This window comes from Vicinamibacterales bacterium (genome assembly GCA_041659285.1).
In the GTDB taxonomy this organism is placed as follows: domain Bacteria; phylum Acidobacteriota; class Vicinamibacteria; order Vicinamibacterales; family UBA2999; genus 12-FULL-67-14b.
Genome location: JBAZYO010000003.1, coordinates 417,722 through 433,950, shown reverse-complemented (window position 1 = coordinate 433,950; position 16,229 = coordinate 417,722). Strand labels below are relative to the sequence as shown.

At 66.0% G+C, this 16,229-nt stretch carries 14 protein-coding genes; 9 read left to right on the top strand and 5 right to left on the bottom strand.

Going from position 1 to position 16,229, the window contains the following annotated elements:
- Positions 1 to 79: 79 nt before the first annotated feature.
- From WC815_06810 to WC815_06785, 6 genes are all read left to right on the top strand, one after another.
- Positions 80 to 607 (top strand): RNA polymerase sigma factor, encoded by a 528-nt coding sequence (locus WC815_06810; GenBank protein MFA5908467.1) that lies wholly within the window; start codon positions 80 to 82, stop codon positions 605 to 607.
- A gap of 67 nt (positions 608 to 674) precedes the next feature.
- Entirely contained in the window at positions 675 to 1,274 is a 600-nt protein-coding gene (locus WC815_06805; protein MFA5908466.1) for a hypothetical protein, read from the top strand.
- 3 nt (positions 1,275 to 1,277) lie between these two features.
- Positions 1,278 to 2,546, top strand: coding sequence for a DUF4097 family beta strand repeat-containing protein (locus WC815_06800; protein MFA5908465.1), 1,269 nt, complete (start codon positions 1,278 to 1,280; stop codon positions 2,544 to 2,546).
- Between the two features lie 19 nt (positions 2,547 to 2,565).
- Positions 2,566 to 3,072, top strand: coding sequence for a DinB family protein (locus WC815_06795; protein ID MFA5908464.1), 507 nt, complete (start codon positions 2,566 to 2,568; stop codon positions 3,070 to 3,072).
- Positions 3,073 to 3,180: 108 nt separating this feature from the next.
- Entirely contained in the window at positions 3,181 to 4,467 is a 1,287-nt protein-coding gene (locus tag WC815_06790; GenBank protein ID MFA5908463.1) for an aminotransferase class V-fold PLP-dependent enzyme, read from the top strand.
- Positions 4,468 to 5,255: 788 nt separating this feature from the next.
- Complete coding sequence (locus WC815_06785; GenBank protein MFA5908462.1) at positions 5,256 to 6,344, top strand: collagen-like protein; 1,089 nt, start codon at positions 5,256 to 5,258, stop codon at positions 6,342 to 6,344.
- 66 nt (positions 6,345 to 6,410) lie between these two features.
- Here WC815_06785 and WC815_06780 read toward each other — a convergent pair whose 3' ends face one another.
- The 3 genes from WC815_06780 to WC815_06770 all read right to left on the bottom strand — a co-directional run bounded on the left by WC815_06780 (position 6,411) and on the right by WC815_06770 (position 12,079).
- Positions 6,411 to 8,000 (bottom strand): amidohydrolase, encoded by a 1,590-nt coding sequence (locus tag WC815_06780; protein MFA5908461.1) that lies wholly within the window; start codon positions 7,998 to 8,000, stop codon positions 6,411 to 6,413.
- Between the two features lie 104 nt (positions 8,001 to 8,104).
- Positions 8,105 to 9,670 (bottom strand): amidohydrolase, encoded by a 1,566-nt coding sequence (locus WC815_06775; protein MFA5908460.1) that lies wholly within the window; start codon positions 9,668 to 9,670, stop codon positions 8,105 to 8,107.
- A gap of 282 nt (positions 9,671 to 9,952) precedes the next feature.
- Entirely contained in the window at positions 9,953 to 12,079 is a 2,127-nt protein-coding gene (locus WC815_06770; GenBank protein ID MFA5908459.1) for a prolyl oligopeptidase family serine peptidase, read from the bottom strand.
- Between the two features lie 71 nt (positions 12,080 to 12,150).
- Here WC815_06770 and WC815_06765 point away from each other — a divergent pair, with 71 nt between their 5' ends.
- The 3 genes from WC815_06765 (at position 12,151) to WC815_06755 (ending at position 13,954) form a co-directional block, all read left to right on the top strand.
- Positions 12,151 to 13,077, top strand: a complete 927-nt coding sequence (locus WC815_06765) for an alpha/beta fold hydrolase (protein ID MFA5908458.1) — start codon at positions 12,151 to 12,153, stop codon at positions 13,075 to 13,077.
- On the top strand, positions 13,074 to 13,445 hold the full coding sequence (locus WC815_06760) for a hypothetical protein (protein MFA5908457.1): 372 nt from the start codon (positions 13,074 to 13,076) through the stop codon (positions 13,443 to 13,445). The genes WC815_06765 and WC815_06760 overlap by 4 nt, the downstream gene beginning before the upstream one ends.
- 68 nt (positions 13,446 to 13,513) lie before the next feature.
- On the top strand, positions 13,514 to 13,954 hold the full coding sequence (locus WC815_06755; protein ID MFA5908456.1) for a hypothetical protein: 441 nt from the start codon (positions 13,514 to 13,516) through the stop codon (positions 13,952 to 13,954).
- Here the strand turns inward: WC815_06755 and WC815_06750 are convergent.
- Both WC815_06750 and WC815_06745 read right to left on the bottom strand, forming a co-directional pair.
- Positions 13,938 to 15,515 carry an amidase gene (locus WC815_06750; protein MFA5908455.1) on the bottom strand — a complete coding sequence of 526 codons (1,578 nt, stop codon included), beginning with the start codon at positions 15,513 to 15,515 and terminating at the stop codon, positions 13,938 to 13,940. The two genes, WC815_06755 and WC815_06750, sit on opposite strands and share 17 nt — an antisense overlap.
- Positions 15,512 to 16,225, bottom strand: a complete 714-nt coding sequence (locus tag WC815_06745) for a DUF72 domain-containing protein (GenBank protein ID MFA5908454.1) — start codon at positions 16,223 to 16,225, stop codon at positions 15,512 to 15,514. The genes WC815_06750 and WC815_06745 overlap by 4 nt, the downstream gene beginning before the upstream one ends.
- Positions 16,226 to 16,229: the final 4 nt, after the last annotated feature.

Genomic DNA, 16,229 nt, shown 5'->3' with positions numbered 1-16,229 from the left:
GCCCCCTCTTGGACTGGCGGCTCGGGGCCAAACCCGGCCGCCGGTTCCAACCCTTCCGTCTCCCCTATCATCCAAACCAGTGCCGGTGAACGACGTCGTCCTTGCTACCCAAGGGGATACGGCGGCTTTCGAACGGGTCTACCGGGCCCATATGCCGCGGATTTTCAATCTCGCGCGGCGCATGGCCGGTCCCGACGCAGCCGACGAGCTGACGCAGGACGTGTTTGTCCGCGCGTGGCAGAAGCTCGCCCTCTTTCGCGGTGAGTCGTCTTTCGCCACGTGGCTTCACCGGCTGGCGGTGAACGTGATCATCGAGCGGTTCCGGACGCTCGGCACGGCCCGCCAGCGGTTCCTCGCCGACGGCGAGGCGGTGCTGGAGGTGGCGCCCGCGGCGCGCACCAAGCACCTGGACCTGAGCATGGACTTGCAGGCGGCCATCGAGCAGCTGCCGCACGGCGCCCGCACGGTGTTCGTGCTGCACGACGTCGAAGGCTACCGCCACGAAGAGATCGGCGAGATCCTCGGCGTAGCGCCGGGGACGTCGAAGTCGCAGTTGCACCGCGCGCGCCAGACGCTGCGCGGGTTGTTGTCGAAGAAGCGGGGATAGGTCCGGCTAAAGCCGGACGCCACATGTAGCATCCGCCTTTAGGCGGATTAGGGCCGGAAGAAACGCTATGACGGAACAACGACAGTTCGGGGAAGGCGACCACGAGCCGCTCGCGGCCGACGACGTCCTGTCGCAGGCGATCGGGCAGTGGCGCGACGAGCAGCCGGCGCGCGACCTGTGGCCGGGCGTCGCCACGAGGCTCGAGGTGCGGACGGCGCCGCGCCGCGGGCAGATCTCCTTTACCCTGCCGCAGCTCGCCATGGCCGCCTCGCTGTTGATCGCCGTGGCCTCGGGCGTCACGTGGCTCGCGGTGCGCCAGCCGGCGGCACCGGCCGACACCCAGCGAATGGTGGTGGCCGAGAGTGAAGCGATCGGCGAAGTGGAAGGCGATGTCGTGAATGCCAATTTCGCCGACGCCCAGTTCAACGCCGCGGTGACCGACCTCGAACAGATCCTTCACGAAGAACGGGACCGCCTCGACCCCCGCACCGTGCTCGTGATCGAACGCAACTTGAAGACCATTGATGCTGCGATCCAGGAAGCGCGGATGGCGCTCGACCACGACCCGGCAAACCCCTATCTGAATTCCCATTTGGCCGACGCGCGGCGGCGAAAGCTCGACTTGCTGCGTCATGCCACGACCCTCGCGTCCGCTGGAGGAGACTGACCGATGACCCGATTGCTTCTGACCGCTGCGCTCGCACTGACGTGCAGCGCCCCGTCGCTCGCGCAGCCGCGCGAATCGGCGCCCGACGGCCAACAGCCGATCCAGGCCCGCCCCGGCGGCCCGGAGACCAACCCGAAGACCGACCAGACCATCGACGTGGTCAAGGGCACGCGCCTCGTGCTCAGCAACAACGCCGGTGAGGTGGTCGTGCGCTCGTGGGACCAGGACAAGGTCCGCATCCAGGCCACGCACGGCGCCCGCGAGACCGTGACCGCGGAAACCACCGACATGACGTTGCGCGTCCGCACGCAACGACAGGCGCGTGGCCCCATGCCGGGCCTCGCCGACTTCCAGATCACCGTGCCGCGCTGGATGGCCGTGAACTTGTCGGGCACGTATCTCGATGCGACCATCGAAGGGACGGCGGCCGAAGTCACGGTCGAAACCGTACATGGCAACGCCCGCATCACCGGCGGCACCGGCTCCGTCACGGTGCGGTCGGTTGAAGGCGTCATCACCATCGACAAGGCCAGCGGCCGCGTGCAGGCGACCACCGTCAACGAAGGCATTCGCGTCACCAACGTGACCGGCGAGATCACCGCGGAAACCACCAACGGCGACATCGTCATCGACAACGCGCAGACCTCGAACCTCGAGGCGTCAACGGTCAACGGCGACGTCACGTTCAACGGCACCATCCGCGACAACGGCGTCTATCGCCTGACCACGCACGGCGGCGACATCCGCGTCGGCCTGGGCGGCGCCACCAACGCCACCATCTTCGTCCGCACCTTCCAGGGCGACTTCTCCGCCGACTTCCCCATCCAGTTGCCCGACGGGCAGAACCCGCGCAGCGGCAGCAAGCGCTTCAACTTCACGCTCGGCAACGGCAGCGCGCGCATTGAGACCCAGTCGTTCAACGGCGATATCATCCTCGCCCGCAAGGCGATCGTGAGCAAAGACGACGAGCGTCAGCGTCGCCGCATGGGCATTCGGCCGGCTCCGCCCGCGCCACCGGCACCACAGGCTGCGCCGGCACCTGCGCCGGCGCCCAAGCCCAAGCCGCCAGCTTGGGATGACTTCGATTTCGACTTCGACTTCGAGCAGTTCGAGGCTGGTGTTGAAGCCTTCGGCCAGCAGTTCGAAACCACATTTGAAGAATCCTTCGGCGAGGACTTCGCCAAGGACTTCGAAGCGACCTTCGAAAAAAATTTCGAGAAGAACTTCGGCAAGGCGTTCAAGGACAAGGGTCCGGCCAAGCCAAAGCAGTAGGACGCACTAGAATGCCGGGATGCCGCTGATTGACACGCTGCTTCCCGAGTTCGACCGCGAGATGGGCCAGACCCGCAAGGTGCTGGACCGCGTGCCGGATGGCCAGTTCGAGTGGCGCCCGCACCCCACCAGCATGACGCTGGGCCGGCTCGCCGAACACCTCGCCGAGTTTCCGCTCTGGGCCACCATGACGATGACCCAGAGCGAACTCGACGTGCTGACGCCGCGGCCGGCCGACCATCAGTCTCCGGCGACGCGGGCCGCCGTGCTGGCGATGTTCGACGGCAACCTCAAGTCCGGCCGCCCCAACCTGGTCAACAAGACCGACGCCGAATTCGACGCGCCCTGGACGCTCAAGGCCGGCGGCAAGGAAGTGTTCACCATGCCGAAGGCGTCGGTGATGCGTGCCTTCGTGCTCAACCACATGGTCCACCACCGCGGCCAGATGACGGTGTACCTGCGGATGCTGGGCGTGCCGATCCCGTCCATTTACGGGCCATCTGGCGACGAGCGGCCGCAGATTTAGGACAGCCACAGATTCGACGCAGATTATTCACAGATTCTAGAAAGGCTTTTTTGTTCTGTGCCTAATCTGCGTCCAATCCGTGGCTGTTTTGGGTGTAATCTGCGGCGCATGACTGCACCAGTATCCCGCCGAGATTTCGCCCGTCTATTTGCCATTGGTGGCTCCGCGGCCCTGTTCGCCGACCCGGTCTGGGCGAAGACGGCGCCACAAGCGCCGGCCTTTGCGCCCGGCGGCGCGGCCGGCGGTGAAGCGTTCTGGAAATCGGTGCGCGAGCAGTTCGTGATGCCGCCGGACCTCGGCGTGCTGAACGCCGCCAACCTCTGCCCCTCGTCGCGGCCCGTGCTCGAAGCGCTGCGGCGCGAGACCGACAGCGTCGATCGCGACCCGTCGGGACAGAACCGCGCGCGGCTGACCGGCGAGAAAGAGAACACGCGCAAGGCGCTCGCCGCGTTCCTGCGCGTCACCCCCGAAGAGATCGTCATCACGCGCAACACCAGCGAGGCCAACAACATGGTCTCGAGCGGCCTGGATCTCAAGGCCGGCGACGAAGTGATCGTGTTTCACGACAACCACCCGAGCAACCTCGTGGCGTGGCAGGAAAAAGCCAAGCGCTTCGGCTTCACCGTCGTCGAGATTGCGCAGAAGAATCCCCACCCGGGGATGGAGTACTACGTGGACGCCTACAAGAAGGCGATCACCGCGAAGACGAAGATCCTGACCTTCACGCATCTCACCAGCACGGTCGGCGACCTGTTTTCGGCGAAGGAACTCTGCGCGCTGGCCAGGGAGCACGGCGTGCTGTCGCTGGTGGACGGCGCCCAGACCTTCGGCCTGCTCGACGTCAACCTCGCCGACATCTCGCCCGACTTCTACACGGGCAGCGCCCACAAGTGGCCGTGCGGCGCGCGCGAGTGCGGCGTGCTCTACATCAATGCGCGGGCACAGAAACAGATCTGGCCGTCGATCTACAGCGCCTATCCCGGCGCCGTGGGCATCTCGAAGACGTTCGAGAGCTTCGGACAACGAGACGAGGCGACCATGATCGCGCTGCGCGAGGCCCTGGAGTTCCAGACCAAGGTCGGCCGCGCCGCCATCGAACAGCGGTCACGGGCACTCGCGAATCAGTTGATTGAAGGATTGTCAAAGCTGCCGGACGTGAAGGTGTGGACGTCGCCCAACCCGGTGCTGAACGCCGCGGTGGTGTCGTTCCTGCCCGGCTCCCTCAACGCCCAGAAGCTGGGCCAGGTGCTCTACGAGAAAGACAAGATTGGCACCGCGGGTCGCGGCGGCGCCGACCGCGGCGGCCTGCGCGCTTCGCCCCACTTCTACAACTCGCCTCAGGAGGTCGATCGGCTGGTGAGCGCGGTGGCGCGGTACCTGAAGTCCGGCGTCTAAGGTTCTTAGTTCTTTCTTAGTTCCTGACTCTGCAGTTGCGTCGGGCGGTCGGATTGCGTAACCTTTCGGTCGACCCTTCTCTACTGGAGGCCCCCCTTATGCTTCGTCGGCCGAACTGCGCTCGGTTCCTGCCCGCTTTCATACTCACACTCACCCTCGCATCGCCCGCCCTCGCGCAGAGAGGGCGCGACGACGAGCGGCGGCCGCAAGGCCCGTCGGCGGCGCCTGCGCCCACGGCAGTCTGCGTGGCACGGGCGACCGGCTTCGTGCGGTTCATCAGCGGCAACGACACCTGCCGCCCGAACGAGATCCGCGTCTCGATGGACGCGTTCACAGGACCGCAAGGCCCGCCTGGGCCGATGGGACCGGCGGGACCCGTTGGGTCCCAAGGGCCCGCAGGGGCGACCGGGGCCATTGGACCTCAGGGCGCGAGCGGCGCCGACGGCGCCCCCGGACCGCAAGGACCGGCAGGGCCGCAGGGTCCGGCCGGCGCGGATGGACGGGATGGCGCACCGGGAGCGCAAGGTTCAGCGGGACCGGCGGGACCCGTTGGGTCCCAAGGACCCGCGGGGGCGACCGGGGCCATTGGACCTCAGGGCGCGAGCGGCGCCGACGGCGCACCGGGACCGCAGGGACCGGCAGGGTCGCCGGGACCGACTGGCGCTCCAGGCGTGAACGGCCAGAATGGCGCGCAAGGACCGCAAGGTCCGGCCGGACCTGCAGGACCAACCGGACCTGCCGGCCCACAGGGCCCCGGTGGCGCTGCGGCGGCCGTCCGCTTGGCGACGGTGGCCGAGTGTCCGACCGGCGGCATCGTCGTCTCTGACGGAACCTCGGCGGTCCCGGTCTGCAATGGCGGGCAAGGACCCGCGGGCGCCGTGGGCGCAACCGGCGCGCCCGGTTCCGCCGGTGCGACGGGCGCAACCGGCCCGGCGGGCCCCATGGGTCCGCAGGGCCCGGCGGGTCCGGCCGGTGGCGGCGCCCCTCTCGATGAGAACGCGGCGATGGCCGCGGTGTCGAACCTCCGCGTCAACATCGACGGACTGCCGAGCTTCCGGCCCAACGCTGTTTCGCGACTCGGCTTCAACGTGGCCGTCAGTTCCCTCGGACACATAGGGAGTATCGGGCAGACTTCATTTCCCCAAATCACGATGATGCTGGGCAGCGACGCGCCCATATCGGACCTGCGCAACCTCTGGAACAACATCCTGAATGGAAGCTTCGCTCCGCTGCTGGTCACCGTGACGGTCCAGGCACGCGACCCCGTCAAGGGTGCATTCGTCGACATGGTGAACTTCCAGATGACCGGTGCCCTGCTCACGCAGTTCTCCGACGGGTCGCTCGCACCGGCCTCGCTTGTGCTCCAACCCAACAACATCCAGATCAGCCGGATTAACTCCACGCCGAGCCTGTATGGTTTGATCGACCTCCCCGTCCAGCCCTCGCCGACCCTCCAACTCGCCGGCGCGCCGGAGGTGTTGGGGCTGCACTCGTTCAGCGGCGGCGGCTCGCAACTGCAGGTGGTGGAAGGCCCGGCCCCAGACGGCGGGACCGCCTATTATCCAGGCGGCATCGGGATCGCGGATTTCTCGCTCGTGGCGGTGGCGACAATACAGAGCGGGCTCAAATTCGTCACCGACGTGCAGAACTTCGACGCGCTGGAACAGTGGCTGAGTCTCCTGGCCGCGCAGCAGGGGTTGGAAAAGAACCTGACGTTGACCACCGTCGTCAGCGGCAAGCCCACCGCGGTGACGACATACGAGTACTGCGTGCCTGTCCGAGTGAGCCTGATCAACCCGCTGCTGGTGGACCAGGATGGGATGGTGCCCTACGTCTACAGCCTGACCCTCCGGCCCCAGTCGGTGCGGGTGCAGTAAAGCCGGCAAATAGAACAGGAGGCCAGAAGATCGGCTTCTGGCCTCCTGGAGTCCTGTCAGCGTTCGTTACTGCCGCAGCGTTGGGTACTTGATGCCCAACTGCTCGAGGTAGGTCCCGAACTTCGTCGGGTCGTAGTAATACTTCTTCATCTCCTCGCGGTACTTCTCCAAGATCGCCTTGTTCAGGTGCGTCGGCGCCGGCGTGTCCCTGGTGATGAACGGGATGTACTTCACGTCCTTGGTCTGCACGTCGTTGAAGTAGGCCCAGGCCTGCTTCACCAGTTCAGGCTTGGTCAGCAGATCCAACACGGTCATCGCCTGCGCCTTGGCACCGGCGACCACGCCCTTGTGGGCGATGGGCGTCGCGCTGGCGATGCCGCTCGACCAGTTGTGGCCGGGCAGGCCGGGGATGTTCGCCGGGTAGCTCAGCGTGATGGCCGGCATGTTCCACGAGATGTCGCCGATGTCGTCGGAGCCGCCGCCGTTGTTGTCTTCGAGCGCCACCGGCTTGCCCAGCTCACCGAGCTTCACCGCGAGGCCGTTCTGCGTGGCATTGCCAAGTTCCTTCTGCAGTCCCTTCGCCAGCGCCTGATCCTGCTCGCTCCAGGCCGGCAGGCCCACGGCCTGGATGTTCGCCCACATCGTCTCGGCGACGACCTTGTTCATGTGGCGCGGATACGCCGTGCCGAGGATGCGCGAGGTGACCTTGGTGTTGGTCATCAGGGCCGCGCCTTCCGCCATCTTGTTGCCGATCTCGACCAGTTCCTTGATGTGCGGCTGATCGATCTCGCGGAAGTAGAACCAGATGCTGGCGTTGCGCGGGACCACGTTCGGCTGGTCGCCGCCGTTGGTGATAATCGAATGCGAGCGCTGCGACAGGCGCAGGTGCTCGCGGCGGTACTGCCAGCCCACGCTCATCAACTCGACCGCGTCGAGCGCCGAGCGGCCGCGCCACGGGGCGCTGGCGCTGTGCGCCGTCTCGCCCTCGAACGTGTACTCGATCGAGACGAGGCCGGTGCCGCCCTGCTGGCCCCAGCTCGTGCTGAGATTGGCGCCGACGTGGGTGAAGAGGTTGACGTCCACGTCCTTGAACATGCCGTCCCGGACGAACCACGCCTTCGACGCCACCAGCTCTTCGGCGACGCCCGGCCACAGCATGATGGTGCCGGGCAGTTTGTCGCGCTCCATGATCTTCTTCACGGCGATGGCGGCGATGATGTTGAGCGGCATGCCGGTGTTGTGGCCTTCGCCATGCCCGGGCGCGCCTTCGATGATCGGGTCGTGATACGCCACGCCCGGCTTCTGCGACGACTGCGGAATGCCGTCGATGTCGGAGCCGAGCGCGATCACCGGCTTGCCGGATCCATAGGTCGCCACCCACGCCGTCGGCATCCCCGACTGGCCGCGCGTGACCTTGAAGCCGAACTTCTCGAGCTGCGCGGTGAGGTACTTCGAGGTCTCGACTTCCTGCATGCCCAGCTCGCCGAAGCTGAAGACGGAATCGACCATCTCCTGCGCCAGCTTGGCCATCTCGTCAACGCCCTTGACCGCTTCCTTTTTGTACTCGGCCAGCTTGGCTGTGTCTTGAGCAGCTGCCGGAATCGTGCCCAGCAGCATCATGAGGGTGACCACTATCGAACGTCGCGTACGCGTCATGAACTCTCCGTGATTCTTGATGCACGAAAAAAGGAGACCAAGAGGTCAGGAGCATCTTGATCAAGGCTCCTGACCTCTTGTTCTCCTGATCTCCTGTTTGTCTTCTACTGACGGACCGTCGGGTACTTGATGCCGAGCTGTTCCAGGTAGGTCCCGAATTTGGTCGGGTCGTAGTAGTACTTCTTCATCTCGTCGCGGTACTTGGCGAGGATGTTGGCGTTCAGGTGCGTCGGCGGCGGCGTGTCTTTCCTGAGGAACGGGATGTACTTCACGTCCTTGGTCTGGACGGTGTTGAAGTAGTCCCACGCCTGCTTCACCAGTTCCGGCCGCGTCAGCAGGTCCAGCACGGTCATGGCCTGCACCTTGGCGCCGGCGACCACGCCCTTGTGGGCAATCGGCGTCGCGCTGGCGATCGCGCTCGACCAGTTGTGGCCCGGCAGCCCGGGGATGTTGGCCGGGTAGCGCAGCGTCACCGTCGGGTAATTCCACGACACGTCGCCGATGTCGTCGGAGCCGCCGCCCATGTTCTCGCGATCGGGATTGGGCACGCCCAGGTTGCCGAGCTTGGTCGGCAGCCCCTCGATCGTGGCGTTGCCCAGTTCCTTCTGCAGCGCCTTGGCCAGCGTCTGGTCAGCCTCGCTCCAGGCCGGCAAGCCAACCGTCTTGATGTTTTCGTACATCGTTTCGGCGACCGTCTTGTTCATGTGCTGCGGGTAGGCCGTGCCGAGAATGCGGGACGACCACTTGGTGTTGGTCATCAGCGCCGCGCCCTCCGCCACCTTGTCGCCGATCTCCCACAGCTCCTTGATGTGCGGCTGGTCGGTTTCGCGGAAGTAGAACCAGATGCTGGCGTTGCGCGGGACCACGTTGGGCTGGTCGCCGCCGTTGGTGACGACCGCGTGCGAACGCTGCGACAGGCGGAGGTGTTCACGCCGGTACTGCCAGCCCACGCTCATCAACTCGACGGCGTCGAGCGCCGAGCGGCCGCGCCAGGGCGCACCGGCGCTGTGCGCGGTCTCGCCTTCGAAGGTGTACTCCACCGACACCATGCCGTTGCCGCCGCCTTCGCCCCACGACACGCCGAGGTTGTTGCCGACGTGGCTGAAGAGGACCACGTCCACGTCCTTGAAGATGCCGTCGCGGACGTACCAGGCCTTCGACGCCAGCTGCTCCTCCGCCACACCGGGCCACAACATGAGAGTGCCCGGCAGCTTGTCGCGCTCCATGATCCGCTTCACCGCGATCGCGGCAATGATGTTCATCGGCATGCCGGTGTTGTGGCCTTCGCCATGACCGGGCGCGCCGGCGATGATCGGATCCGGGTAGGCCACGCCGGGCTTCTGCGACGCCTGCGGGATGCCATCGATGTCGGAGCCCATGGCAATCACCGGCTTGCCGGAGCCGTAGGTGGCCACCCAGGCGGTGGGCATGCCGGCGACCCCGCGCTGGATCTTGAAGCCGAACTTCTCGAGCTGCCCGGTCAGGTAGCGCGAGGTTTCGACCTCCTGCATGCCCAGCTCGCCGAAGCTGAACACCGAGTCCACCATCTCCTGGGCGAGCTTCGCCATCTCGTCGACGCCCTTGACCGCTTCGGTCTTGTAGCCCGACAGCTTCGCGTTGGTCTGGGCCGCCGCGGGCGCGCCGGCCATCACCACCGATAAGCCCACCATCACACACACATGCTTCAAATTCATTGCAACTCCTCCACCGCGCCAAGTGAATGACGGCACTCAGTTTAGCCGCAGATTACACAGATTACACGGATACCGAGGCACCAACGGCAGCCCGGCGGCGGAGCCGCCGACGATGGCCCGTGGCCACGGCTCACAAGCCGCATCGACCGTCTGCTGAGCGGCTTGCGAGCCGCGGCCGCGGGCCATCGCTTCGCGCGCGCAAAGCGCGCGCCGGCTGCCGTTCTCGTCTGCGTTATCGGCGTCATCTGTGGCCCTGGATTACTTGAACATCGGCGTCACCCCCAGGTTGAACATGATGAAGGCGTAGATGTCGGCGGTCGCCTCGATCTGCTTGGTGACGTTGCTGGCGCCGTGGCCCGACCTGGTGTCGATGCGAATCAGCACCGGCCGATCGGCGCTGGCGTGCTTCTGCAGCGTCGCCGCATACTTGAAGGAGTGCGCCGGCACGACGCGATCGTCGTGATCCGCGGTGGTCACCAGCGTCGCCGGGTAGTTGCCGCCCGGCTTGATGTTGTGCAGCGGCGAGTAGGCGAACAGGGCCGTGAACTCGCCGGCGTTGTCGCTCGAGCCGTAATCGGCAATCCAGTTCCAGCCAATCGTGAACTTGTGAAACCGCAGCATGTCCATGACGCCGACTTGTGGAATGGCCACGCGGAAGAGATCGGGCCGCTGGTTGATGACGGCGCCCACCAGCAGGCCGCCGTTGGAGCCGCCCTGCGCCGCCAGCTTCGCCGGCGACGTGTATTTGTTCGCGATCAACCACTCGGCGGCGGCGATGAAGTCGTCGAACACGTTCTGCTTCTTCAGCTTGGTGCCGGCATCGTGCCAGGCTTCACCGTATTCGCTGCCGCCGCGCATGTTCACGCTGGCATAAACGAAGCCCTGCTCGAGCAGCGCGATGCGCAGCGAGTTGAAGCCCGGCGTGGTCGCGATGTTGAAGCCGCCGTAGCCGTACATCAGCGTGGGGTTGCTGCCGTCGAGCACCAGCCCCTTCTTGTGAACGAGAAACATCGGCACCTTCGCGCCGTCCTTGCTCGTCACAAACACCTGCTTGGTGTCGTACTGGTTCACGTCGAGGCCAGGAATCTCGGGCGCGCGGAACAGCGCGCTCTTCCGCGCCGCCACGTCGTAGCGGAAGATCGACGTCGGATACGTGAACGACTGGAACGTGTAGAACAGCGAGGTGTCGTCCATGTTGCCGGCGAAGCCGCTGGCGCTGCCGAGGCCGGGCAGGTCGATCTCGTTTTCGAGCGCGCCTTCGAGGTTGTGCACGTAGGCCTTCGACGCCACGTCCTTCATGTAGGTAACAATCACCTTGCCGGCGGCGACGCGCACGGTGTCGATGGTGTCGGACTTGGGCGCGATGATGGTCTTCCAGTTGGCCGGCGCGGGATTGGCGGGGTCGATCCGGACCACGCGGCCGTTCGGCGCCTGGTTGTCGGTGAAGACGATCAGCTCGCCGCGGACGCTTTCGAGCACGCTGTAGGTGTCGTCGCCAATGTCAGGAATGAGCGGCGTGAACTTCGCGCCCGGCTTTGACAGGTCCTGCACGAACACGGCGTTGCCCTGCTTGCCGGTGCCGCGGTCCGAGAGGTCGAGCACCGCGAAACGCTCGTCCTCGGTCGTGTCGAGCGTGTGGAACCGCTGCGGGTTCTTCGGATCGCTGAACACCAGCTCGTCGGCCGACTGCGGCGTGCCGATGCGGTGGTAGTAGACCTGGTGGTTCTCGTTGATCGACGACAGCTCCTTTCCCTTCTCGGGCTGCGGATAGCGGCTGTAGTAGAACCCGTTGCCGCGCCAGGCGATGCTCGAGACCTTGACCCATTCCACCTTGTCGCCGAGCGTCTTGCGCGTCGACAGGTCCATCACGTTGTATTCCTGCCAGTCCGAGCCGCTGCGCGACACGCCGTAGACCGCGAGCTTCGCATCCCTCGAGGGCGCAAACCCAGCGAGGCGGACCGTGCCATCGGCCGACCAGGTGTTCGGGTCGATCAGCACCTCGGGCGCACCGGTGAGGCCCTTCTGGATGTAGAGCACGCTCTGGTTCTGCAGGCCGTCGTTCTTCGAGAAGAAGTAGTACTCGCCCTTGCGCGACGGCGAGCTGAACTTGGCGTAGTTGTAGAGCGCGTTGAGCCGCTTGGTGAGCGCCGCGCGATAGGGAATCGTGTCGAGATAGGCGAAGGTGACCTTGTTCTGCGCCTCGACCCACGCGGCAGTCTCGGCGGAGGTGTCATCTTCGAGCCAGCGATACGGGTCGGGCACCTTCGTGCCGTGGTAGGTGTCAACGTGATCCACCGCGCGGGTCACGGGATATTGGAGGCCCTGTCCGGCCGCCGTTGACGACAGCGCCAGTACGCTCAAGGCAATGCGCAAAGGGGTCTTCATGGGCGCATTATGCCAAAATTGGAGACATCGCCTCTTACACCCCACTTCCGCGCTGGGCCGGCGGGCACAAGATGACGCTCTACGCGTGGGCGCGCCGCCGGACCTTTCCGGCACTCGCCGCCGCCGAGTCTCGCTACTTCGACGTCGCCCCGGACGCCCGCGTGCTGGCCCACTGCAACTGGCAGCCGGACCGCGCCTCGGCGCCGACCCTGCTGGCGCTGCACGGCCTGGAAGGGTCGAGCGAGGCCCATTACATGCGCGGCCTCGCCGACAAGGCCTTCGCCGCCGGCTTCAACGTGGTCCGGCTGAATCAGCGCAACTGCGGCGGCACCGAACACCTGTCGCGCGGGCTCTACCACTCGGGCCTGACCGCTGATCCGCTGTTCGTCCTGCGGGAACTGCGCGATCGTGACGGCCTGTCGCGCTTTGCCGTCGCCGGGTATTCACTCGGCGGCAACATCACTATGAAGCTCGCCGGCGAGCTGGGCGCCGCGGAGTTTCCGGAGGTGCGGGCATTCGCCGCGGTGTCGCCGGTGATCGAACTGGAAGCCTGCATGCAGTCGATCGAGCGGGGTGAGAACCGCATCTACGAGTGGAACTTCTGCCGCAACCTGCAGGGCCGCATGCGGCGCAAGGGCCGGGCGCACCCCGGCCTGTTCGAGCTGTCTGGATTGTGGAAGGTGTGGTCGATCCGGGCGTTCGACGACCGCTACACGGCGCCGCACCACGGGTTCGCGGGGGCGTCCGACTACTACCACCGCGCCAGCGCCATGCGGGTCATCGATCAGGTGGCCCGGCCGGCCCTGATTCTCAGCGCCGCGGACGACCCGTTCGTGCCGCCGCACATCTTCGACGCCCCGGCGGTCCGGAACAATCCCCACATCACCACCGTAGTGACCTCCCATGGGGGCCACTGCGCCTTTGTCGAGCAGGCAAACGGTTATGATGGCTACTTCGCGGAACGAACCGTTGTGGACTTTTTGAGGAACCAACTATGAATGCTCTTCGAATCGCCGTCGCGAGTGTCACGCTCCTGCTGATCGCCGCCGCGGCCCACGCCCAGAACGCCGCCGTCGGCGCGTGGGACATCACCACCATTTCGCCCGAAGGCGAGTTCCAGTCGGTGCTCGAAGTCCGGGAAGAAGCCGGCAAGCTGGTGGCCGTCGGCAAGAGTCCGCAGGGCGAACGCCCGTACGACAGCGTGGCCGTCGAAGGCTCCAAGATCACGCTCGTGATCACCATCGCCTACAACGGCTCGCCCATGGTGATTACCTACATGGGCAAGATCGACAAGACCAAGATGGAAGGCGAAGCCGACTACGGCGGCCTCGCAACCGGCACCTGGTCGGCGGTTGCGCGCAAGTAGCTGACGGGTAGCTGAGGTCTGGCGCATGCGGCCTAATCCCGGCAGCGGGGTGGGCCGATACGCCTACCATGATGGCACCCAGCTCAGCCGAGGCGACACCCGCCTCCCTGCCGGGCGAAGAGGTGCAATCCTATGAAGAACCGGACGCCCCCGTCCTGGAACTCCCGCCCACCGGCGAGGAGCTAGCGCTCGATTGGCAACCGGAGTTGGATTCCGCGCTCGAAGCCATCGACTCGTGCCTTCCCGTCAAACGCCGGCGCTCGACCGATCCGCCCGGCACGCCGCCCTTCCCTCGCCGCGAAATCAGCGTGCTGACCTTCACGCCGGAGATCCTGGATGCGCTGGCGTCCCGGGTCGCGGACAAACTGAAGGCCGTTGCCCCGGCGGCGCGCCCGGCCGCTGAGGCCCCGCGAATGAAGTCCGGCGCGGTCATCTCGATCCGTTACCGGTGGCCGCTGTTCTCGCTGCCGTTCACCCGCCGCAGCCGGCGCTCTAGGGCGCGAGGGTAGCCTTGTATTCGGGCGCCTTGCGCGCCCGTGTCGCCTGCTCGAGCGCGTAACCGAACCCGATCAACTCACCCTCGCTGTAGGCCGGCCCCATGAACGTCACGCCGAGCGGCAGGCCCTGGCTGTCGCCAATCGGTACGGTCAGGCTGGGCGTGCCGGCGACCGCCGACATGCCGTAGCCCGCGCCCACGAAGTGATCGCCCAGCACGTGATCCGTCGGCCACGCCGGCGACAGGCTGGGGGCAATCAGGGCGTCGAGCTTGTCCTTGGCGAGCGCGGCCAGCAGACCATCCTTCCCCGCCAGCCGGCGCGCCTCGGCGCGCGCCTTCTTGTAGGCCGCGTCGCTCAACGGGCCCTTGGCCTGCGCCTGTTCGAAGATCTCCTGCCCGAAGAACGGCATCGCTTTAGGGGCGTTCGCCTTGTTCCACGCGATTAACGCCTCGAGCGACGACTGCGGCGAGCCGCTCTTCTTCAAGTAGGCGTTGAGCCCATCCTTGAATTCGTAGAGCAGCACGCTGAACTCGGGGTCGTTCCAGGCGTTGTAGGTGGCGATCTTGACGTCGATCACCTCCGCGCCCGCGGCCTTCAGCGCGTCGATGGCCCTGGTCATGGAGGCGTCCACGTCCGGGTGATACCCCATCGCCTGCCGCACCACGCCAAAGCGCTTGCCCTTCACCGCATCGGCCTTCAGGAAGGTCGTGTAGTCCGCGGCGATCCTGCCCTCCGCAGCGGGACCCGACGGGTCCGTCACGTCCACCGCGGCCATGCCGTTAAGCATCAGCGCCACGTCAGACACCGTTCTCGCCATCGGCCCCGCCGTGTCTTGTGAAACCGAAATTGGAATGATGCCGTTGCGGCTGACCAGGCCCACCGTTGGCTTGAGGCCGGCGATGCCGTTCACCGACGCCGGGCAGATGATGCTGCCGTCGGTCTCGGTGCCGACGCCAATCGCGCCGAGGCTCGCGGCAATTGCCGCACCCGTCCCCGAGCTCGAACCGCAGGGGTTGCGATCCAGCACGTACGGGTTCTTCGTTTGTCCGCCCCTCGAGCTCCAGCCGGACGACGACCGCGTCGAGCGGAAATTGGCCCACTCACTGAGGTTGGTCTTGCCGAGAATCACCGCGCCCGACGCCCGCAGGCGCGCGACCAGGAAGGCATCGTTCGCGGGCTTGTTGTCGGCCAGCGCCAGCGAGCCGGCGGAGTTCACCATGCCGGCGGCGTCGATGTTGTCCTTCAGCAGCACCGGAATGCCGTGGAGCGGACCACGGATCGTGCCGGCCTTGCGCTCGGCGTCGCGCGCCGTCGCTTCGGCCACGGCCTGCGGGTTGATCTCGATCACGGCGGCCAACGCCGGGCCCGCGTCATCCACCTTCGCAATGCGATCGAGATACGCCTGGGTCAGCGCGAGCGAGGTGAGCTCGCCGGACGCCATTCGTGCCTTGGCATCGGTCGCGCTCAACTCGACGACGTCGAGTGTGGGAACAGGGGGAGGCGTGGTTGTTGGTGGAGTTGACGAGCAACCAGCCAGCACCACCACGCCCGCAATCAACCATCGATTCATCATTCAACCATCCCTAAATTACGAAGCATCTGTTGTCCGAACGCCGCTCCCTTGCCTTCATCCTCGTGCTTGAAATACACGAACACATCGGAGCAGGTGGCATCCAGTTGTTTGGCGGTCTCGGTCCACCGCGCGATGTCGGCATCGCCGTAGCCTTCGTCGCGCAGGCGGAGGTAGGCGTAGTTGGCGGTGGCGACGGCCGGGGTTTGCCGCGCTTCGCTGTCGGCGATGCACAGAGCGATGTTGCGCGCCGTGAGCGCGGCGTAGACCTCGTCATCCAGCCACGACGCGTGGCGGAACTCGAAGGCGGCCGTGGTCCTGGGCGGCAGCAGCGACAGGAATTCCGACAGCAGCCCGATGTCCTTCTTCAAGTTCGGCGGCAACTGGAACAGGAGCGCCGCCAGGCGCGGCCCGAGCTCGCCGGCCACCGACACGAACGCGCGCAGCGCATCCGCCACGTCCGCGGCGCGCAGGCGCTTGTCGTGGGTGATGCGCTTCGGCGCCTTCAGCGTGAACCGGAACCCGGCCGGCACTTGCGCCGCCCAGCCGTTGACGATCTTCGACGTCGGCATGCGGTAGAACGTGTAGTTGATCTCGACCGTGCGGAACTTGCTGGCGTAGAACGGCAACATCTTCGATGCGGCCAGGTCCGCCGGATAGAAACTGCCCTTCCACTCCGGGTAGTTGTAGCCGCTGGTCCCGACGAGAATCATGCGC